This window comes from Olsenella sp. DNF00959, assembly GCF_001553055.1.
In the GTDB taxonomy this organism is placed as follows: domain Bacteria; phylum Actinomycetota; class Coriobacteriia; order Coriobacteriales; family Atopobiaceae; genus Olsenella_I; species Olsenella_I phocaeensis.
Genome location: NZ_KQ960133.1, coordinates 504,967 through 524,557, shown reverse-complemented (window position 1 = coordinate 524,557; position 19,591 = coordinate 504,967). Strand labels below are relative to the sequence as shown.

Genomic DNA, 19,591 nt, shown 5'->3' with positions numbered 1-19,591 from the left:
TGTTCGCCTCCTAAACCATCAGAGAGATGAGGTCTTGCTCGCTCAGGTCGCGGGAGCGCTTGAGTTCGCCGTTAATCTTGTGGTCCTTCATCACGAGGATGCGGTCGCACATGCCGATGAGCTCCATGATCTCTTCCGAGATGACGAGGATGGCCTTGCCGTCCCTGCGCATCTGGTCCATGAGGGCGTAGATGTCGGCCTTGACCTTGATGTCGATGCCGCGGGTGGGCGAGTCGAGCAGGAGGATGTCGGACTCGGCGCCCAGCCAGCGCGCCAGAACGACCTTCTGCTTGTTGCCGCCCGAGAGCGCGGAGACGAACTGGCTCACGCCGACCATCTTGACCGACATCTCCTTGGCGTAGCGCTCCGCGAACTCGCGCTGCCTCTTGGCCGAGAGGGGCAGCCCCATCTTGCGCAGCGAGGGCAGCGTGACGTTGTCCTGGATGGTGTCGGCGATGAGGAGCGATTCGTTGTCGCGGTCCTTCGAGGCGTAGGCGATGGAGTGGTCGATGGCGCAGTTGATGCTGTCGACGCTCGTGCCGTCCGAGAGCGTGACCTCGCCCGTGCGCTCGTAGGAGGCGCCGAAGAGGGCCTTGCCCACCTCGTGCATGCCGCACTCGGAGAGGCCGCCGATGCCCAGGATCTCTCCCCTGTGAAGCTCGAGCGAGACGTCCTCGAGCTGGCCGGGGACGCTGACGCCCCTCATGGAGAGGGCCACGCCGGCGGCGAGCGACTCGCCGTAGTCCTCGCGGTAGTAGTGACCGCTCATCTGGCGGCCGACCATGAGGGTCTTGAGCTCCTCCTCGGTCACGTCCTTGGCGCTGACGGTCTTGATGAACTCGCCGTCGCGCAGGATGCTGATCGTGTCGGACATCGAGAGGACCTCGGCCATGTCGTGGCTGATGAAGATCACGGTGCGACCGTCGTCGCGGACCTTGTTCATGACGCTGAAGAGCTTGTAGCGGCCGTTCTGGCTGAGGGCCGTGGTGGTCTCGTCCACGACGAGGACCTTGGGCGCGAACCAGGTGGAGCGCACGATCTCGACGAGCTTGCGGTCCTCGAAGTTGTAGTTCTCGATGGGGTCCGAGGCCTTGATGTAGTCCAGGCCGTAGTCCGCGAGGAGCTCCTGCGCCTTCTTGTACATGGCGCGGGTGTTCTTGATCCCGCCGCTGATGAACTGGTCCTCGTCGCCGAGGAACATGTTCTCGGCGACGGTGAGGCCGTCGAGGGTGCCCTGCTCCTGGACGATGACGGCGGCACCGTGGTGGTTGGCGTCGACCTGGTTCCTGGGGGCGATCTTCTGGCCGTCCAGCTCGAACGTGCCCTCGCCGATGGTGATGATGCCGGTGAGCATGTTGGTGAAGGTCGACTTGCCGGAGCCGTTCTCGCCTATGAGGGCGTGCACCTCTCCCTTGTAGAAGTCCAGGGAGACGTGGTCGACCGCGTGCGTGGGCCCGAAGCGCTTGTCGATGCCCACGGCATGGAGCATGATTTCCCTTGCCATCCTGCGTCCTCCCTTCCTACTTGACGACGGCGCCGTTGCGACGCTTGGTGGTGAGCGTGACGATGGCGAGCAGCGTCGCGCCGGTGACGATGTTGTTGACGGTTGTGGGCATGCCCAGGGCGACGAAGCCCGCGAAGATCATGGCCACGATGTACTCGCCGATGAGGATGGACACCACGGGGTGGCCGTACTTCTTGAAGGCCAGGCCGAAGAAGGTGCCCATGAGCGGCTGGAAGTTGAGCGCCTGCGAGAGCATGCCGGTCTGGGGCGTCTGCGCGGTGCCGTAGCCCAGGTAGAGGATGGACATGATGCCCATGAAGGTGCCGCAGAGCATGAAGGCGATGGCCTTGTAGCGGTCGACGTCGACGCCCATGTTCTTTGCCACGAGCTCGTTGGCTCCGATGGCGTTGGTGTAGGTGCCCACCTTGGTGTACTTGAGGATGAACCAGCAGAGCAGGAAGGCGAGCAGCGCCACCACGAGGTTCCAGGGGTAGGAGCCGAAGAGCTTGTAGGAGTCGCTCAGGCGCGTGCCGTTCACGTTGGCGATCCAGACGGAGAAGCTCTCGTAGATGAGCGAGAGGCCCGTGGTCACGATGATCGACGGGATGTGCATCTTGATGTAGGCGATGCCGTTGCAGAAGCCCAGGGCGAGGCCGACCAGGATGGGCACGACGATGACCGAGACCCAGCCGAGCTGGGGCGTCAGGGCGATGGCCGCAAGCTCCGAGACAATCAGGATGGAGCCGATGGAGAAGTCGAAGAGCCCCATGACGCAGATGAAGTACATGCCACAGCCGCCCACCGCGTAGATGAGGGCGGTCTGCAGGTACGAGGTGAGCTTGTCCGACGAGCCGAAGGTGTCGGGAGACGAGACCTTGAACACGGCCCAGATCACCGCGGCGATGAGCAGGAGCAGCCCCACCCCGTACCACTGGCTCTGCCGGGCCTTCTTCAGAAACGATTGCATCAATCGCCCCTTCCTCATGTTGCTGACAGGCGTTTCGCAGTGAATCGGAGGGAATCCGAGGACTCTCGGGCTCCCTCCGATTCGGATGCCGCTATGGTGCCGGCCTGGCCGACGTCAGGCGCTGCCCGGGCGTTGCGGGCCTAGGCGTGACGGGTCTAGGCGTGACGGGTCTAGGCGTGGCGGGTCTAGGCGTGGCGGGTCTTGACGTCCTCGATGCTGAGCGACGTGGCGGCCTTGTTGAGGTCGTCGAAGCTCTTCTCCGCGAGTGCCTTGATCTCGTCGTCGGTGTAGGGGGCGTCGTTCACGAAGTACTTCTCGTAGTCGGCGTACTCATCGGAGCTCGAGACGTAGACGTAGGGGAACTTAATCTCGGCGCCGAACTCGCCCTCCTTGACCTCGAGCTTGCCGGTGCAGGCCTGGTAGGTGAGCATGAAGGCGTACAGGGGGTCGCAGAAGTGGCCGCCGGACTCGGCGAAGATGCCGCCGGAGGTGAGCTGGTCGGCGAGGTCGGAAAGGAAGTCGGTGGAGACGACCGAGATCTTGCCCGTGAGGCCCATGTTGGCGAGCTGACCGATGGAGCCCACCAGCGGGTCGCCACCGCCGCCGGCGACGATCAGGGCGTCGATGTCCGGGTTGGTGTTGACGAACTGCTCGGTGACCTTGGCGCCCTCGGCCGAGGAGGTGTTGGCGTAGACGGGCTCGGTCATGGTCGCCTGGTCGCTGGGGTGAGCGGCGTTCCACTCCTCGAGGCCCTCCTTGTAGCCCTGCCAGCGCAGCTGGAAGGTGGCGTCGCCGACGGTCCATCCCTCGAGGCAGATGTGGCGGGCGCCGGTCTTGTTGGGGCCGCCCTTCTCGAGCAGGAGGCCCATCAGGGTCTTGCCGTTGAGGACCTCGTCCTCGTGGACGGCTCCGACGTAGTACTTGGAGCTCTTGGCCGCGGCGTAGACATCGGGCGAGGCGGTCTCGGAGATGATGCGGTAGAACTGCGTGACGTACATCTCGTTCTCGTTGCAGGTGTTGATGACGGAGGTCATCTCGGAGTCCGCGGAGTTGCAGATGATCATGCCGTTGCAGCCGGCCGCGGCGAGGGTCTCGGCGGAGGCGGTGACCTGCTCGGAGACGTGGCCCTGGTCGACGACGGTGGTCTCGACACCCAGGATGCTCGCGGCCTTCTTCACGATGTCGACCGAGAGGGAACCAAGTGCGTCGGTGGAGCTCCAGATGGAGACGCCGATCTTGACGTCCCTGCCCGACGCGTCGGAGCTGCCGGAGTCGGAGCTGCCGGACCCGCCGCTGCAGGCCGCGAGCACGGATGCCGCGCCCAGGCCCGCGCCGGTGACGCCCGAAAGCTTGAGGAAATCGCGCCTAGAGAGATTGCCCATTCCAAGTACTCCCTTCAAGAACCTTCCCGACCAAACAGTCGCCTTCGTGAGTGCCGCGGCACCCGTCTGCGGACCCTCTTGCCTGTCGTCCCCTGGCCCCTGTTGTTTAGGTCTCTGTTTACTGCCCACAAGAGAGAAAAACGACGGTCCGGACCTCGAAGAACGCCCCCCATGTAAGAAAGTGCCGCAGAACATGCGGGTCAATGTGACGTGTTTCGTTCATCGACCCTTTGCCTAACAACGTTGTAGCCTCTCTGGCACGTTCGCGAAACTCATTTGCCCGCGAACGGTTACAAAACAGTTGTGAACGGAGAAACATCAGTTAAATAGCAGTGTGTGAGGACTATTTTAGTAATTCGAAACTGAACATTTATGGATTTGTTCACCTAACAATTTGGATGGGTGCCAGAGAGTTGGTCTGGCAGGAGGAGCCCGGGAGGAGTCGGGCCCCTCTGCCCCACACGCGGCCCGCCAATACGCAACAATAGCCAGTGCAATAGAGCGCGGAAGAGAGAAGGAGCCCCATGGCAATCACCCCCGAAGAGGTCCGCGAGACCCTCGACATGGTCTCTCGCCAGAACCTCGACCTCAGGACCATCACCATGGGCGTCTCGCTCTTCGGCTGCGCCGACGAGGACATGGCGCGCATGTGCACCAAGATATACGACCGCATCACGACGACGGCCGAGCGCCTGGTGCCCGTCGCCAGCGAGCTCGAGCGCGAGTACGGCATCCCCATCGCCAACAGGCGCGTCTCGGTCACCCCCGTGGCGCAGATCGCTGCCGCCTGCCCCGACCGGGACCTCTCGCCCATCGCGCGGGCGATGAACCGCGCGGCTGAGACCCTGGGCATCGACTTCATGGGCGGCTTCTCGGCGCTCGTCCAGAAGGGCATGGGAGCCACCGACCGCCGCCTCATCGACTCCATCCCGACGGCGCTCGCCTCCACCGAGCGCGTCTGCTCCAGCGTCAACGCGGCCAGCCTGCGCGCCGGCATCAACATGGACGCCGTGCTGCTCTTGGCCCAGAAGATGGTGGAGTGCGCCGAGCTCACCCAGGACATCGACTGCTACGGCGCCGCGAAGCTTGTGGTCTTCTCCAACATGGTAGAGGACTCCCCCTTCATGGCGGGCGCCGTCCATGGCGGCGGCGAGGCCGACGCGGTCATCAACGTGGGCGTCTCGGGCCCGGGCGTGATGGCCGCAGCCCTCGGGGAGCTGCCACCGGACGCGGACCTCACCGAGGTGGCCGAGCGCATCAAGCAGACCGCCTTCAAGATCACCCGCGCCGGGGAGCTCATGTGCCGCGAGGCGGCGCGGCGCCTGGACGCCGAGAGGGGCATCGTGGACCTGAGCCTGGCACCCACCCCGTCGGCGGGCGACTCCGTGGCCCAGATCCTCGAGATCATAGGCGTGGGCGAGTGCGGGGGGCCCGGCACCACCTGCGCCCTCGCCCTGCTCAACGACGCCGTCAAAAAGGGCGGCGTCATGGCCAGCTCCATCGTGGGCGGCCTGTCCGGCGCGTTCATCCCCGTCTCGGAGGACGCGGGCATGATCCGAGCCGCCCAGGACGGGGCCCTCAGCCTCGAGAAGCTCGAGGCCATGACCTGCGTCTGCTCCGTGGGGCTCGACATGATCGCCATCCCCGGTGACACCTCGGTCGAGACCATCGCCGGCATCATCGCCGACGAGATGGCCATCGGCGTGATCAACGCCAAGACCACGGCCGTGAGGCTGATCCCCGCCATAGGCAAGCGAGAGGGCGACGTCCTCGAGTTCGGCGGCCTCTTCGGCTCCGCCCCGGTCATGCCCGTGAACCGCTTCGCGGGAGACGTGCTGGCGCATCGCGGCGGCCGCTTCCCCGCCCCGCTCAACTCGCTCAAGAACTAGCCCGGGGCTGGGATGGAGCCCAGGCCGAGGCCGAGGGGACCCAAGGGTCGCGAGCCCCTGCTCCCCTACAACTTCCTCGAGGTGTCGCTGGTGACCCTCTCCATCGCCGCCCTGAGCCTCGCCTGGCCCCTGGGTCTGGGCGAGCTCGTGGTCGGGACGCACGACGGGACCGAGGCTGCGGTCGCAGACCCCGGCGAGTCGCTGCCCTCGGACGAGTTCCTCTCGCTCGAGCTCCCCGACGCGTCCCTCACGGCTCTGGGGCATCCCCGACCGCAGACCATAGCCTGCATGAGCGCCGTCCAGGAGGAGATCGTCCGCCTCGCCGCGCAGGGGGTGGACGTGGGCTTCTGCCTGCGCGACCTCGACGGCAACGAGTTCGTGGCCTACCAGGCGAACAGGGACTTCTACACCGCGAGCAGCATCAAAGGGCCCTACGTGGCCTCGCTCCTCGAGCGACGCGTGGACGGGGGCGACCTCCCCCTGGGCGACGTCGCCCTCCGCGTGAGGAGCATCGTCCTCTATTCGGACAACGACGCCTACGCGAGCCTGGTGGACCAGTATGGCGAGGAAGGCTTCGCAGGATGGCTCGAGGAGACCGGCGTCGACACCGGCGTCTACGACGACCTCGGCGCGTACGCGGAAACGAAGTACCCCCGAAGCACCCCCTCGCAGCTGGCAGACGAGTGGGAGGGCATCCATGCCTACCTGGGCCACAGGACGAAGGCCTCCGAGCTCCTTGCGGGCCTCTTCGAGGAACGCGAGACGAGCCCCATCAGGGATGCGCTGGGCAGCGACGCGCGCAGCTGGTCGAAGGCGGGCTGGTTCCCCACGCGCGAGAGCGATCTCGTGACCCCGGCGGCCAACGACGCCGGCATCGTGCTCCACAAGAACGGGAGCGGCTACGTGCTGGCCGTCATGTCAACCTCACCAGCTGACCTCGACGCACTCGAGGGCCTCATCCGGGCGCTGGACGAGCTGAGCCTCAGCCTCTGACGGCCTGCCCGCTTCGGTCGCACCCGGAGGCGGCTAACGGCGCCGTTGCTAGCCCAGGAAGAGCACCTCGGGCTCGAGCCTCACCCCGAACTGGCGCAGGACCTCCTCCTGCACGTGCTCGATCACGGCATGGACGTCGGCCGCGGTGGCGTTGTCCACGTTGACCACGAAGCCCGCGTGCTTGGTCGAGACCTCCGCCCCACCCGAGCGCCAGCCCTGCAGGCCCGCGTCCATGATCAGCTTGCCCGCGAAGTGGCCCTCGGGGCGCTTGAAGGTCGAGCCGGCGCTGGGAAGCTCCAGGGGCTGCTTCTCCTCGCGACGGTGGGTGAGGTCGTCCATCGTCGCGCGGATCCGGGCGGGGTCCTGAGGCTCGAGGTCGAAGGTCGCGGACACGACTACCAGGTCGTCGGTGCGGATGCGGCTGGTGCGGTACCCCAGGGCGAGCTCGCCTGCGGGGATGGTGGCCAGGCTGCCGTCGGGCATGACCACGCGCACGCTCGCGAGGACGTCGGACATGCTGCCGCCGTAGGCTCCGGCGTTCATGAAGCAGGCACCGCCGATGGAGCCGGGAATGCCACAGGCGAACTCGAGGCCAGAGAGCCCCAGCTCGCAGGCCATCTCGGCCGCCTCCTTGAGGGTCACGCCTGCCTGGCAGGTCATCTGGGTGCCGTCGACGGACACGTTGACCAGGCCTTCGGCCATGGCCACGATGACGCCGCGGTAGCCCTCGTCAGAGACGAGCAGGTCGCTCCCGCGACCGAGGACGAAGTGGGGCACCCCCGCCTCGCGGCAGGCGGCGAGCACGTCACGCAGCTCCTCGACGTCCTCGGGGATGACATAGAGGTCGGTAGGCCCGCCGATCTGGAAGCTGGTGTGCCGGCTCATGGGCTCGTCTTCCAGGACGTTCTCCTCGCCCACGATGGAGCGCAGCCTCCAGGCGAGTCCCTGCAAGTGGTCGCCGCTCTCTGACATCCCGAATCACTCTCCCCGGCGCGCTCCCCGGCGCGGCTCGTCTGGCACGACGCCCTCGTGGCGCCGCCGTCGCAGCAGATTATAGGTTGCCTGGCGATGGCGGGGGCCGTTTGAGACGACCGTACTCGGACACCCCGCCAAAAACTGCGCACGGAAGCTCCGAATTATGGAGAGACGCATTGTGTACAAAGTCGCTAGCTGGACATATGCAGCAAGACGTCCCTCTTGCGAAAATCCCGTGCGCAGTTTTTCTCGGCACGAGAAGTGCTATAGTCACGCAGACAGTTTCGGGGCGGGGTGAGATTCCCCACTGGCGGTGATGGGCGCGAAGTTCGCCCGAGTCCGCGCGCCGCACAGAAAAGAGCGGCTGACCTGGTGAGATCCCAGGACCAACGGTCAAAGTCCGGATGAGAGAAACGAGGCCACCATGGCACAGGACTCCACCATGCGTCACGACACCCACTCCACCACCGAGCAGCGCGGCTGGTCGACCAAGCGCATCGCCGTCACGGCGCTCTTCTGCGCCGTCGCTGTCATCGCCACCCTCTTCCTGGAGTTCCCCATCCTCCCGGGCGTGTCCTGGCTCAAGTACGACCCCTCCGGCATCGTGGCCCTCATCGCGGGCTTCGCCTTCGGCCCCGCCACCGCTGCCGCGGTCTCCGTCATCCCCTACCTGGTGCATCTGGCGACGGCCAGCGGCATCTACGGCGTGATCATGGCCGTGCTGGCCACCTTCTCGCTCGCGGTGCCCGCTGCCCTCGTGTACCGCCGCGACACCAGCCTGCGCGGCGCCATCCTGGGCATGGTCGTGGGTGCCGTGGTCTGCCTGGTCGCCTGCATCCTGGGCAACGTCATCATCACCCCCTTCTACGCGGGCATGCCCGTCGACGCCGTCGTCGCGCTGATCGTCCCCGCGCTCCTCCCCTTCAACCTAATCAAGATCGCCCTCAACTGCGTGGTGTGCGCGCTGGTCTACAAGCCCGTCACCAAGGCCCTGGGCAACTAGGTCGCGACTTGGAATCTGCCGCCGCAAAGGACGTCACGGGCGACCCCGTGCTGAGACTCTCGCACGTCACCCTCGACTACGAGGGCGGCGTGCGAGCGCTTGACGACGTGTCTCTCAAGGTCGCGCGGGGCGAGCGGCTCTGCGTCCTGGGTGCCAACGGTTCGGGCAAGTCCACGCTCGCGAGCGTCCTCTGTGGCCTGCTCGCCCCAGACGCAGGCGACGTGGAGCTGGTGGGACAACGGGTCCTCGCGGATGGGAGGATCGACTTCCCCGCCTACAGGCAGGCGCGCCGCAGCCTGGGACTGGTCTTCCAGAACCCTGACGACCAGATCGTGACCTCCGTGGTGGCCGAGGACGTCGCCTTCGGGCCCGAGAACCTGGGCGTGCCCTCGGAGCAGATCGAGGCGCGCGTGGGACGAGAGCTCCATCGCGTGGCCCTGGACGACTACGCGCAGGCGGACCCGACCAGGCTCTCGGGCGGGCAGAAGCAGCGCGTGGCCATCGCGGGCGCCCTCGCCATGGAGCCCGAGGTCCTCGTCCTGGACGAGCCCGGCGCCCTCCTCGACGTGCGTGGGCGCCGCTCGATCATGCGCGTCATGGCGCGGCTCGCCGCGGCGGGGACCACCGTGGTCCATGTGACGCACTTCATGGAGGAGGCCCTCGAGGCCGACCGCGTTATCGTGATGTCCCACGGGAGGGTCGCTCTCGAGGGCACGCCAAGCGAGGTATTCTCTCACGCGGGAGAGCTTGCCGAGCTGGGGCTCGAGGAGCCCTTCGCGGCGCGCCTGGCGGAGGCGCTGCGCGAACGCGGGCTCGCCCTGCCCTGGACCTGCGACGGAGAGCAGCTGGCGGGGGACGTACTCAGGCTCTGCGGGCGCGGCGACCGCACGCCGCAGGATGGCGGGCGAGAGGAGCCCCGGCAGGTCTCGCCCGTACCCGCCCAGGTGGCGGACGTCGGGGAGCCGGCCGCCATCGAGCTCTTGCACGTCCGCTACTCGTACCGCGACGAGGACGCCCGCAGCGACGCGCGACCGGCGCTCGACGGGGTGTCGCTGCGCGTCGCGCGTGGCAGCACCTGCGCCATCGTGGGCCAGACCGGCTCGGGGAAGTCCACCCTCCTGCGCATCGTCTGCGGCCTGGAGGCGCCCGACGCGGGCGAGATTCGCGTCGGCGGGAGGGCCATCGCCACGCGCCGCGACCGCCTGCGGCTGCAGGGGGGCATCGGCTACGTGATGCAGCATCCCGAGCGGCAGCTCTTTGCCCAGACCGTCGCCGAGGACGTGGCCTTCGGCCCCCGCAACCTCGGGCTTCGCGGCAGGGCCCTCGACGAGAGGGTCGCGCTTGCACTCGAGATCGTGGGGCTCTCACACAAGGCCGAGGCCTCGCCCTTCGAGCTCTCGGGCGGGCAGCAGCGCATGTGCGCCATCGCGGGCGTGCTCGCCATGCAGCCGGAGGTCCTGGTCCTGGACGAGCCCACCGCAGGCCTCGACCCGAGGGGGCGCAGGAAGCTGAGGCGGCTCCTCGACGAGGTCCACGCACGAGGTGTGACCGTGGTGCAGGTCACCCACTCCATGGAGGACGCCGCCCGCTGCGAGCGGGTCGTGGTGCTCGACCGCTCCCACGTGCTGGCGAGCGGAACGCCGCGCGAGGTGTTCCGCGGCGCCAACGAGGCGCGGCTGCGCGAGGCGGGCCTGGGTCTGCCCCGCGCGCTCGAGTGGGCACGCACGCTCGAGTCGCGGGGCGTCACGGACCTGGGCGAGCCCCTCGTCCTGGACGAGCTCGCCGACCGGCTGGTCGCGCTCCTGCCGACCGGGGGAGGCGAGGCCTGATGGCGCTCAGGATACGCATGGGCCAGTACTACCCCGGAGACTCCCCCATCCATCGCCTGGACCCACGCGCCAAGGTGACCGCCGCGCTGGCCGTCATGGTCTCGGTCTTCGCCATCTCGACGCCGCTCCAACTTGCCTTCGGCTTCGCGTTCGCGCTCGCCCTCCTGGCCCTGGCGCAGGTGCCCGCGCACAAGGTCCTGGAGTCGATCCGTCCCCTGGTGGCGATGCTCCTCGTGCTGGGCCTGGTGAACCTCCTGGTCAACCGGAGCGGAGAGGTCGTGTGGCAGCTGGGCGTTCTGGCAATCACCACCGGCGGCCTGCGCGCGGCCTTCGTCTACAGCCTGCGCCTGGTCATCGCCGTGGTGGCAGCCGCCCTCATGCTGCTCACCACCACGCCCACCCAGCTCACCGACGCCTTCGACGCGGGACTCGCGCCACTCGCGCGCCTGGGGCTGCCCGGCCACGAGCTAGCCATGGTCTTCTCGCTCATGCTGCGCTTCATCCCCACCCTCGCCGACGAGACGCAGTCCATCCTGGACGCGCAGGCGTCGCGTGGCGGACGGCTCCTCGCCGGCAGCCCGGCCCGGCGGCTGCGTGCCGTGGGGGCGGTCCTCGTGGCGCTGCTCGCGAGCTCAATCCACCACGCGGAGGGCCTCTCGCGCGCGCTCGACGCCCGCTGCTACGAGGGCGGGGCCGAGCGCAGCCACTGGCACCCGCTGCGCATGCGTGGCGCGGACTGGCTCGCCGTGGGCGCCACGACGGCATACGTCGCGGTGCTGGTGGCGCTGGGACTCGCGGCGCTGTAGCTCGCGACGCCGTGGCTCGCGGCGCCGAAGCCGCCGGGACAACGCGCCTCGGTCACGCCCCCGCCGCCGGAAGCCGGGGCCGCTCCTTGCCGCTGGGAGCCAGAGTCATGCCCTTGCCGCCGGAAGCCAGATGTGGGTGGTTTTCTCGGAGAAAAAAGCCTTGAACCACCCACTTCTCCCCCTGCGGTGGCGGGAGAACCACCCACATCGGGCTCCTGGCGACAGGACTCCTGGCGGAGGATCGCGTTTGGCGGCAGAACTCCTGGCGGCAAAGCCCGTTGTCGGCGGAGCCCGTGTCGGCAAAGCGCGTGGCTGCGGAGCGCAAGGCGGGCCGTCAAGGTGGCGCGTCCCTCTCTCCCGCCCCTCTCCCCCGCCATCATTCTTTCACCCTCATGACAAGACCTCCGGCATCGCCCTTCCGCCGTCGCGCGGCGCGTATCATTGACTCGCTCGCACCTCATCGCTACAGCGACGAACTGACGGAAGGTAGGACCCATGGTCTCTCGCGTCTATGTGGAGAAGAAGCCCGGATTCGACGTCGAGGCACGGCAGCTCGAACGCGAGCTCAGGGAGATCCTGGGGGTGAGGGGGCTCGAACGCCTGCGAATCGTGAACCGCTATGACGTGGAGGGAATCTCGCGCGAGCTCTTCCGGCAGTGCATCCCCACCGTCTTCAGCGAGCCCCAGTCCGACGTCGCCAGCACGCGCCGTCCCGCCGCCGGCAAGGGCACGGCCGTCTTTGCCGTCGAGTTCCTCCCCGGCCAGTTCGACCAGCGTGCGGACTCCGCAGCGCAGTGCGTGCAGCTCATCAGCCAGGGGGAGCGCCCCCTCGTCGCGTCGGCCAAGCTCTACTACCTCGAGGGCGGCCTCTCCGACGCCGACGTCGCCGCCGTCAAGGACTACGTGATCAACCCCGTCGAGGCCCGCGAGGCCTCGCTCGAGACCCGCAAGACCCTCAGGGGCAGCTATCCCAAGCCGCCCATGGTCCAGACCCTCGACGGCTTCCGCGAGCTGGGACCCGACGGCCTCCAGGCCATGATCGACGACCTCGGCCTGGCCATGGACCTCGCCGACCTCGGCTTCTGCCAGGAGTACTTCGCCGGCGAGAAGCGCGACCCCACGATCACCGAGATACGGATGATCGACACCTACTGGTCGGACCACTGCCGCCACACCACGTTTGGAACCGAGCTTGAGGACGTCCGGATCGACGACGAGGTGGTCCGCGCCGCCTTCGACCGCTACCTGCAGATGCGCCACGAGCTGGGTCGCGACCAGAAGCCCCTCTGCCTCATGGACATGGGCACCATCGGCGCCAAGTGGCTCAAGTCCCGCGGCATCCTGAGGAACCTCGACGAGTCCGAGGAGATAAACGCCTGCACCGTGAAGGTGAAGGTCGACGTGGACGGCAACGACGAGGACTGGCTCTTCCTCTTCAAGAACGAGACCCACAACCACCCGACCGAGATCGAGCCCTTCGGCGGCGCGGCGACCTGCATCGGCGGGGCCATCCGCGACCCGCTGAGCGGCCGCAGCTACGTCTACCAGGCCATGCGCGTGACCGGCGCGGCCGACCCGCTGGTCCCCGTGAGCCAGACGCTCGAGGGGAAGCTCCCCCAGCGCAAGCTCGTGACCACCGCCGCCGCAGGCTACTCCTCCTACGGCAACCAGATCGGCCTCGCCACGGGCCAGGTGAGCGAGCTCTACCACCCCGGCTACGTGGCCAAGCGCATGGAGATCGGCGCCGTGGTGGGCGCAACGCCCGCGAGCCACGTCCGCCGCGAGACGCCCGCGCCCGGCGACAGGATCGTCCTACTGGGCGGACGCACCGGCCGCGACGGCATCGGCGGCGCGACGGGCTCCTCCAAGGCCCACAACGTCGAGTCGCTCGCCAAGGACGGCGCCGAGGTCCAGAAGGGCAACGCGCCCATCGAGCGCAAGCTCCAGCGCCTCTTTCGCCGCGAGGACGCCTGCCGCCTGATCAAGCGCTGCAACGACTTCGGCGCGGGCGGGGTCTCCGTCGCCATCGGCGAGCTCGCGGACGGCCTCCTGATCGACCTCGACGCGGTCCCCAAGAAGTACGAGGGCCTGGACGGCACCGAGCTCGCCATCAGCGAGTCGCAGGAGCGCATGGCCGTGGCGCTGGCCCCCGGCGACGTCGACGAGTTCATGGGCTATGCCGCGGAGGAGAACCTCGAGGCGACCGTGGTCGCCGAGGTAACCGAGGAGCGCAGGCTCCGCATGGGCTGGCAGGGCCAGACCATCGTGGACGTCAGCCGCGACTTCCTAGACTCCAACGGAGCGGCCAAGCACCAGGTCGTGCACGTCGAGCGCCAGGGCAGATGGGCACCGAGCTGGGAGGGGACGACCCCGGAGGAGCGCCTGCGCTCCGTCCTGCGCGACCTCAACGTCGCCTCGAACAAGGGCCTCTCCGAGCGCTTCGACTCGACCATCGGCGCGGCCACGGTGCTCATGCCCTTCGGCGGCCGCACCCAGCTCACCCCCAGCATGGCCATGGTGGCCAAGCTCCCCGTCGACGGGCGGACCACCAGCGTGAGCGGCATGGCCTGGGGCTTCAACCCCTACCTCATGAGCGCCAACCAGTTCGCGGGCGCGTACCTCTCCGTCGTGGAGTCGCTCTGCCGCCTCGTGGCCGCCGGCCTCAGGAGACAGGACGCCTACCTCACCTTCCAGGAGTACTTCGAGCGCCTGCGCGACGTGCCCGAGCGCTGGGGCAAGCCCGTCGCGGCGCTGCTCGGCGCGCTCATGGCCCAGGCGGACCTGGGCGTCGGGGCCATCGGCGGAAAGGACTCCATGTCCGGCTCCTTCGAGGACCTGGACGTTCCCCCGACCCTGGTCTCGTTCGCGACTGCGGTGGGCAAGGTCGACCGCGTGACCAGCCCCGAGCTCAAGCGCGCCGGCTCCAAACTGCTGCTGGTCAGCCCCCGCTACCAGGCCGACGGCGTCACGCCCGAGCCCGGGTCGCTCCTGGCCGCGCTCGACTTCGTCCAGGAGCGCATCGGCTGGGGAGAGGTGCTTGCGGCCTCGACCTCCGGCTACGGCTGCCTTGCCGAGACCCTGTTCAAGATGGCCGTGGGCAACCAGCTGGGCGTCCTGCTGGATGACGGCTTCGCCGCGGACGAGCTCTTCCGTCCCGCCTACGGCAGCTTCGTGCTCGAGCTGGGCGACTCCACCTTCGTGCCTGCGGGCACCGGCGAGTTCGAGCTGCGCCAGATAGGCAGCAGCTGCGAGGACTACGTCCTTGGCATCGAGGGAGGGCGCATAGGGCTCGCACCACTCCAGGAGGAGTGGGAGGCAAGGCTCGAGCCCGTCTTCCCCTACCGCGCCGCGGGCGAGGAGGTCGAGACGCCGAGCTTCGACGTCGCGCGAGCCGGCGTTACGAGGCCGGCGCCTGCCGTGAGGCTGGCGCGCCCGCGTGTGGTGATTCCCGTCTTCCCGGGCAACAACTGTGAGTACGACTCCGCGCAGGCCTTCGAGCGCGCCGGGGCCGAGGTCAGCACCCTGGTGATCCGCAACCTCTCGCCCGAGGACGTCGCCCAGAGCACCGAGGAGCTCGTGAGGCAGATTGGGCAGAGCCAGATCGTCATGATCCCCGGCGGATTCAGCGGCGGAGACGAGCCCGACGGCTCGGCCAAGTTCATCACCGCCTTCTTCCGAGCCCCCGCGGTCACCGAGGCCGTGCGCGACCTGCTGCAGGCGCGCGACGGCCTGATGCTGGGCATATGCAACGGCTTCCAAGCCCTGGTCAAGCTGGGCCTCGTACCCTACGGAGACATCCGCCCCATGGACGAGGACTGCCCCACCCTCACCTTCAACAGGATCGGACGCCACCAGAGCAGGCTCGTCCGCACCCGTGTGGCCTCGAACCTCTCGCCTTGGCTCGCAAACTGCGAGGTGGGAGACGTGCACACCATCGCGATAAGCCACGGAGAGGGACGCTTCGTCGCCTCCGACGAGCTGCTCGCGCAGATGGCTGCGACGGGACAGGTTGCCACGCAGTACGTGGACGAGGCGGGCGTGCCGGGCATGGGGCTCGACGTGAACCCCAACGGCTCGGTGCTGGCCATCGAGGGCATCACCAGCCCGGACGGCCGCATCTTCGGCAAGATGGGCCACAGCGAGCGCTACACGCAGGGCAACTTCGCAAACGTCCCCGGCAACCACTACCAGCCGCTCTTCGAGGGTGGCGTGGAGTACTTCAAGTAGGGCTTGTCTGAGCTGGAGGACATTGGGGCGGGGCACGAGGGGGTAACCTCCCGTGTCCCGCCTCCTTTGTTGCGCAAAAAGTGCGCTCGAGCGACCTATCGGACGACCGCCGGACGAGCTACCGAACAGGCAGGACCTCTGCGCAAGGAGGGCCCGTCGCCAACGCTAGGCAGATGTTCTTTACTGGCGACCTCGGATGGGAACCGACCGAGAGCGGCCCAGTAAGGAACGGATTTCGTGTCGTGCGCCCGACGGGCGTTCTTTACTGACGCCATCGGATGGGAGCCGGCCGAGTGCATCCCAGTAAAGAACAGATTCCGTGCCGCATACCCGGCAGACGTTCTTTACTGGCGGCCTCGGGGTGGATTGGCGCATATACGGGGCAGTAGAGAACAAAATCGTCCGACGCTTACACAAGCTCCCTGGCAGCGAAATCGGATTGGACGCAGAGGGACCGAGGGCCCACATCAACCGTGCGCCTCGGCATTCTTCGTACATGTGTTCCTTTCGTCCTGCGCCGTGGGTAGAATCGAGACAGGCCACGACGAGGGAGGGAGGTGCGCATGGACGACCGGAGCAACGAGGCGGAAGGCAGGCCCCGAGCCGACCTGGACACGCTCGTCCAGGACATCGTCCAGCGCGTCCTCGAGGTCGAGCGCCGCCGCGAGGGAGCGAGCTTCAGCGAGCGTTCGTACTCCGATCAGCCCATCCTCCGAAGGGGCTCCGACTGGCGCCGCGAGCGAGAGGAGCGGCCCGCCGGAGCGGGGCGGCCCACGCCAGCAGGGCAGTCCTCCTCGACAGGGCAGTCCGCCTCGGCAGAGCGGTCCGCGTCATCCGAGCGTCCCGCAAGCGCACGTCCCACCTCGGCGGGACGTCCCCTGCAGGAGCGCTCCATCGCCTCGACCCGAGCCGAGCGGGCGCGCAGGGCCTACCGGTCGCAGGCCCGCTTCGACCAGCAGCCCCTCCCACGCGACGCCCCCCGTCCCCTGCCCCATCCCGCCCTGCCCCCGACGCTCGCGCGACTCCGCTACCTCGAGGGCGGCTGTGACGACCAGGGCGTCCTCCTGCGTGGGGGCAAGCTCTTCGCCGCACAGGCCCGCCTCGCGGCGGACTTCGAGGACGACCAGCCCTACCAGGGCGCCCTCCCCTTCCGCTACCTGCCCACCTATCAGGAGCTCAGCGACCGGGAGCTACGCGGGTACTTCAGCTGGCGCACGCTCTGGCGGCGGGGCGAGGCGTCGGACGCCCCCTCCACCTTTGTGCGGCTCCTCTCCTTCGAGCTCGTCAACGGCGTGGGCGTCGAGCCCGGTACCCCCGTGGCGCTCGAGCTCCGCCGCCTCGTCGACGCCTGCCGGGACCAGGCCGCGAAGCAGCCGGGTGCCGCGGGAGGGGTCGTGCTCGACCTCGAGCGGCTGCTGCACGACTACGTGGTCTGCCACCAGCTCGACCCCGAGCTCGCCACCAGCGAGGAGGAGCGCGCCTTCGCACGGGCGGTCATGACCCTTCGCCTCGCCGAGCGGGCGCGGCTCTGCCAGGAGGGCCTCCGAGGCCTCACGTCCAAGGACCAGGAGGGTCCGACGCCCACGGACGCCGAGCTCTGGGAGGCCCTGGGAAGGGTCTCGTCCTACCCACCTGAGCGCTCGCCCTTCCTCAGGACGCACGCGGACGAGTCGGCCCAGGTGGCGGCCGGCGTCTTTGCCCGGCTGGTCCGCCACTGCGCCAAGCGGCGCAAGACCGACTTCGTCGACAGCCTGGTGGGACCCGTCCAGGAGCACGCCTACTACCCCTTCGCCGGCGTCCCCCTCGAGGACGCCCCCAAACCGGAGGGCCTGCGCGTGCGCCTCACCGCCGCAGAGACGATCACGCACCGCTTTGGCCGCTGGAAGCTGCGCAAGGACTTCTCGACCAGCGGCAGGAGCCGCGAGCTGGGAAGGATCGTCCGCGGCATCGACCGCCAGATGCGCGACGACTGGGACTTCGGCCGCCCCCTCAAGGAGAAGCGGCTTCCCGCCTATGTCGCACGCATGATCCAGAAGGAGAGCGCACTGACGCTCGAGCTCTCACAGGAGGCCGAGCGGCGCCGGATCAGCTTCGACCTCTCCAAGCTGGGCTCGATCCGCTCCGCCGCGGCCCTCACCCGCGAGGCCCTGCTGGTGGACGAGGAGCGCGACGGCTACCTGCCCGACGACCCACCCCGCGAGGCGCCGTCGTCCATCCCCGTGACGACGGTACCCCCCATGCCAGGCGAGAGGGACGCCACGTCCCCCGCCGACACGCCCCGCCCCGCGGCAGCGCCACCCGCCCCGACGGCCCAACCATCGGCCGGCACGCGGGACGGCAGCCCGGAGGGGGGCACGCCGTCCCCCTGTGGCCTCGACCCGGAGGAGCTCGGGCTCCTGCGCGCCCTGCTCGACGGGAGGCCAGGCCCCAGCGGCACCGCGCGCACGACGGAGATGCTCGCCGACTCCGCCAACGAGAAGCTCTTCGACCTCCTGGGTGACACAGCCATAGAGTTCGACGAGGAAGGTCCCCGCCTGGTCGAGGACTACGCAGAAGACCTGAGAGGAATGCTCGAGCCATGACAGAGCCCACAACGCACGTGCCCCGCCGCATCGCCGCCGTCATAGTCAACTCGCTCAAGGGCGGCGTCGTCCCGCGCGTGGGCCTCCCCTACGTCACGGTGGGCCGCGAGCGAGAGATTCAGGCCCTCCTCCACGACCTCGAGCTCGTGGCGGACGGCGGCGCGAGCTTCCGCTTCCTGGTGGGCCGCTACGGCAGCGGCAAGAGCTTCCTGCTCCAGACCATCCGCAACCACGCGATGGGCAGGGGCTTCGTGGTCTGCGACGCCGACCTCTCGCCCGAGAGGCGCTTCCAGGGCGGGAACGGCCAGGGACTCGCCACCTACCGCGAGCTCATCCGCAACCTCAGCACCAAGACGCGCCCCGAGGGAGGGGCGCTCAACCTGATCCTCGACCGCTGGGTCTCGAACGTCCAGGCGCAGGTGCAGGTCGAGGACGGCCTCGTGCCAGAGGACGCGGGATTCTCGCCCGCGATGGAGGCGCGGATCCTCTCCACCGTGCAGTCGCTCCAGGAGCTCGTGCACGGCTACGACTTCGCCCGCCTGCTCACTATGTACTGGCACGCCCACCTCGAGGGCGACGACGACACCAAGGCCAACGTCACCAGGTGGTTCCGCGGGGAGTACCGCAACAAGACCGAGGCGCGCCAGGAGCTCGGCGTCAACATCGCCATCGGCGACGACGACTGGTACGACTACCTCAAGCTCTTCGCCGCCTTCCTCAGGGGGGCCGGCTACCAGGGCCTCGTGGTGCTGGTGGACGAGCTGGTCAACCTCTACAAGATCCCCAACGCCATCAGCCGCCAGTACAACTACGAGAAGATCCTGACCATGTACAACGACACCCTGCAGGGCAAGGCGAGCCACCTGGGCATCATCATGAGCGGCACGCCCCAGACCATCCAGGACCGCCGTCGCGGACTCTACTCCTACGAGGCCCTGCGCTCGCGCCTGACGCAGGGACGCTTCGCCCAGGGCGGCTTCGCCGACCTCCTGGCGCCGGTGATCGAGCTCCAGCCCCTCACTCACGAGGAGCTCCTGGTCCTCGTCGAGAAGCTCGCGGACATCCACGCCGGGCTCTTCGGCTACGAGCGCACGATCGGCCAGGACGACCTCATGGCCTTCCTCCAGGCCGAGTTCGGCCGCGTGGGGGCCGACACCCACCTCACGCCGCGCGAGGTCATCCGCGACTTCGTCGAGCTACTCGACATCCTGTTCCAGAACCCTCAGCTCGATGCGGCGGACCTGCTGGGGAGCGAGCAGTTCCAGACCCCCGTCGCAGCCCCGCGACCAGCGCCGACGCGTCGAGCGAACATGCCGGCGGAGGCAGTGGCGCCGACCTCCCTCGCGGCGGCGGGACAGGGACACGTGTCGCCCGCACAGGCGACACCGCGGCAACAGGACGAGTTCGCAGAGTTCAAGATCTAGGACGGGAGTG

The 19,591-nt window shown here is 68.3% G+C and carries 12 protein-coding genes and 1 riboswitch; of the genes, 8 read left to right on the top strand and 4 right to left on the bottom strand.

All coding sequences use genetic code 11. From position 1 onward, the window contains the following. Nucleotides 1-10 precede the first annotated feature (10 nt). From HMPREF1868_RS09205 to HMPREF1868_RS09195, 3 genes are all read right to left on the bottom strand, one after another. Nucleotides 11-1,504, bottom strand: coding sequence for a sugar ABC transporter ATP-binding protein (locus HMPREF1868_RS09205; protein ID WP_062531766.1), 1,494 nt, complete (start codon nt 1,502-1,504; stop codon nt 11-13). Nucleotides 1,505-1,520: 16 nt separating this feature from the next. After that, the gene (locus HMPREF1868_RS09200; RefSeq protein ID WP_082719613.1) at nt 1,521-2,471 is read right to left on the bottom strand and encodes an ABC transporter permease; all 951 of its coding nucleotides are present in this window, start codon (nt 2,469-2,471) and stop codon (nt 1,521-1,523) included. Between the two features lie 185 nt (nt 2,472-2,656). After that, a complete protein-coding gene (locus tag HMPREF1868_RS09195) occupies nt 2,657-3,853 on the bottom strand; it encodes a sugar ABC transporter substrate-binding protein (protein ID WP_009278613.1) in 1,197 nt (398 codons plus the stop codon). Between the two features lie 524 nt (nt 3,854-4,377). Here HMPREF1868_RS09195 and HMPREF1868_RS09190 point away from each other — a divergent pair. After that, a complete protein-coding gene (locus HMPREF1868_RS09190; protein WP_062531765.1) occupies nt 4,378-5,742 on the top strand; it encodes a PFL family protein in 1,365 nt (454 codons plus the stop codon). 12 nt (nt 5,743-5,754) lie between these two features. Beyond that, complete coding sequence (locus HMPREF1868_RS09185; RefSeq protein ID WP_062531764.1) at nt 5,755-6,735, top strand: serine hydrolase; 981 nt, start codon at nt 5,755-5,757, stop codon at nt 6,733-6,735. A 48-nt stretch (nt 6,736-6,783) separates the two neighbouring features. On the opposite strand, the gene murB is transcribed toward HMPREF1868_RS09185, so the two are convergent. Next, the gene (gene murB / locus HMPREF1868_RS09180) at nt 6,784-7,707 is read right to left on the bottom strand and encodes a UDP-N-acetylmuramate dehydrogenase (protein ID WP_062531763.1); all 924 of its coding nucleotides are present in this window, start codon (nt 7,705-7,707) and stop codon (nt 6,784-6,786) included. A 279-nt stretch (nt 7,708-7,986) separates the two neighbouring features. Then, nucleotides 7,987-8,130: riboswitch (FMN riboswitch) on the top strand. Nucleotides 8,131-8,134: 4 nt separating this feature from the next. On the opposite strand from murB, the gene HMPREF1868_RS09175 reads away from it, so the two are divergent. The 6 genes from HMPREF1868_RS09175 (at nt 8,135) to HMPREF1868_RS09150 (ending at nt 19,581) form a co-directional block, all read left to right on the top strand. Beyond that, on the top strand, nt 8,135-8,713 hold the full coding sequence (locus tag HMPREF1868_RS09175; RefSeq protein ID WP_062531762.1) for an ECF transporter S component: 579 nt from the start codon (nt 8,135-8,137) through the stop codon (nt 8,711-8,713). Between the two features lie 8 nt (nt 8,714-8,721). Continuing rightward, on the top strand, nt 8,722-10,542 hold the full coding sequence (locus HMPREF1868_RS09170; protein ID WP_062531761.1) for an ABC transporter ATP-binding protein: 1,821 nt from the start codon (nt 8,722-8,724) through the stop codon (nt 10,540-10,542). Next, the gene (locus HMPREF1868_RS09165) at nt 10,542-11,348 is read left to right on the top strand and encodes an energy-coupling factor transporter transmembrane component T family protein (protein ID WP_062531760.1); all 807 of its coding nucleotides are present in this window, start codon (nt 10,542-10,544) and stop codon (nt 11,346-11,348) included. The genes HMPREF1868_RS09170 and HMPREF1868_RS09165 overlap by 1 nt, the downstream gene beginning before the upstream one ends. 495 nt (nt 11,349-11,843) lie before the next feature. Continuing rightward, nucleotides 11,844-15,575 carry a phosphoribosylformylglycinamidine synthase gene (locus tag HMPREF1868_RS09160; protein WP_062531759.1) on the top strand — a complete coding sequence of 1,244 codons (3,732 nt, stop codon included), beginning with the start codon at nt 11,844-11,846 and terminating at the stop codon, nt 15,573-15,575. Nucleotides 15,576-16,138: 563 nt separating this feature from the next. Then, a complete protein-coding gene (locus HMPREF1868_RS09155) occupies nt 16,139-18,157 on the top strand; it encodes a TerB N-terminal domain-containing protein (RefSeq protein WP_062531758.1) in 2,019 nt (672 codons plus the stop codon). Further along, entirely contained in the window at nt 18,154-19,581 is a 1,428-nt protein-coding gene (locus HMPREF1868_RS09150; RefSeq protein WP_062531757.1) for an ATP-binding protein, read from the top strand. The genes HMPREF1868_RS09155 and HMPREF1868_RS09150 overlap by 4 nt, the downstream gene beginning before the upstream one ends. Nucleotides 19,582-19,591 lie beyond the last annotated feature (10 nt).

What these genes read in the sequence shown, in the direction of transcription:
- HMPREF1868_RS09205 (WP_062531766.1), bottom strand. Translation starts at nt 1,504, where the DNA reads ATGGCAAGGGAAATCATGCTCCATGCCGTGGGCATCGACAAGCGCTTC.
- HMPREF1868_RS09200 (WP_082719613.1), bottom strand. Translation starts at nt 2,471, where the DNA reads ATGCAATCGTTTCTGAAGAAGGCCCGGCAGAGCCAGTGGTACGGGGTG.
- HMPREF1868_RS09195 (WP_009278613.1), bottom strand. Translation starts at nt 3,853, where the DNA reads ATGGGCAATCTCTCTAGGCGCGATTTCCTCAAGCTTTCGGGCGTCACC.
- HMPREF1868_RS09190 (WP_062531765.1), top strand. Translation starts at nt 4,378, where the DNA reads ATGGCAATCACCCCCGAAGAGGTCCGCGAGACCCTCGACATGGTCTCT.
- HMPREF1868_RS09185 (WP_062531764.1), top strand. Translation starts at nt 5,755, where the DNA reads ATGGAGCCCAGGCCGAGGCCGAGGGGACCCAAGGGTCGCGAGCCCCTG.
- murB (WP_062531763.1), bottom strand. Translation starts at nt 7,707, where the DNA reads ATGTCAGAGAGCGGCGACCACTTGCAGGGACTCGCCTGGAGGCTGCGC.
- HMPREF1868_RS09175 (WP_062531762.1), top strand. Translation starts at nt 8,135, where the DNA reads ATGGCACAGGACTCCACCATGCGTCACGACACCCACTCCACCACCGAG.
- HMPREF1868_RS09165 (WP_062531760.1), top strand. Translation starts at nt 10,542, where the DNA reads ATGGCGCTCAGGATACGCATGGGCCAGTACTACCCCGGAGACTCCCCC.
- HMPREF1868_RS09160 (WP_062531759.1), top strand. Translation starts at nt 11,844, where the DNA reads ATGGTCTCTCGCGTCTATGTGGAGAAGAAGCCCGGATTCGACGTCGAG.
- HMPREF1868_RS09155 (WP_062531758.1), top strand. Translation starts at nt 16,139, where the DNA reads ATGGACGACCGGAGCAACGAGGCGGAAGGCAGGCCCCGAGCCGACCTG.
- HMPREF1868_RS09150 (WP_062531757.1), top strand. Translation starts at nt 18,154, where the DNA reads ATGACAGAGCCCACAACGCACGTGCCCCGCCGCATCGCCGCCGTCATA.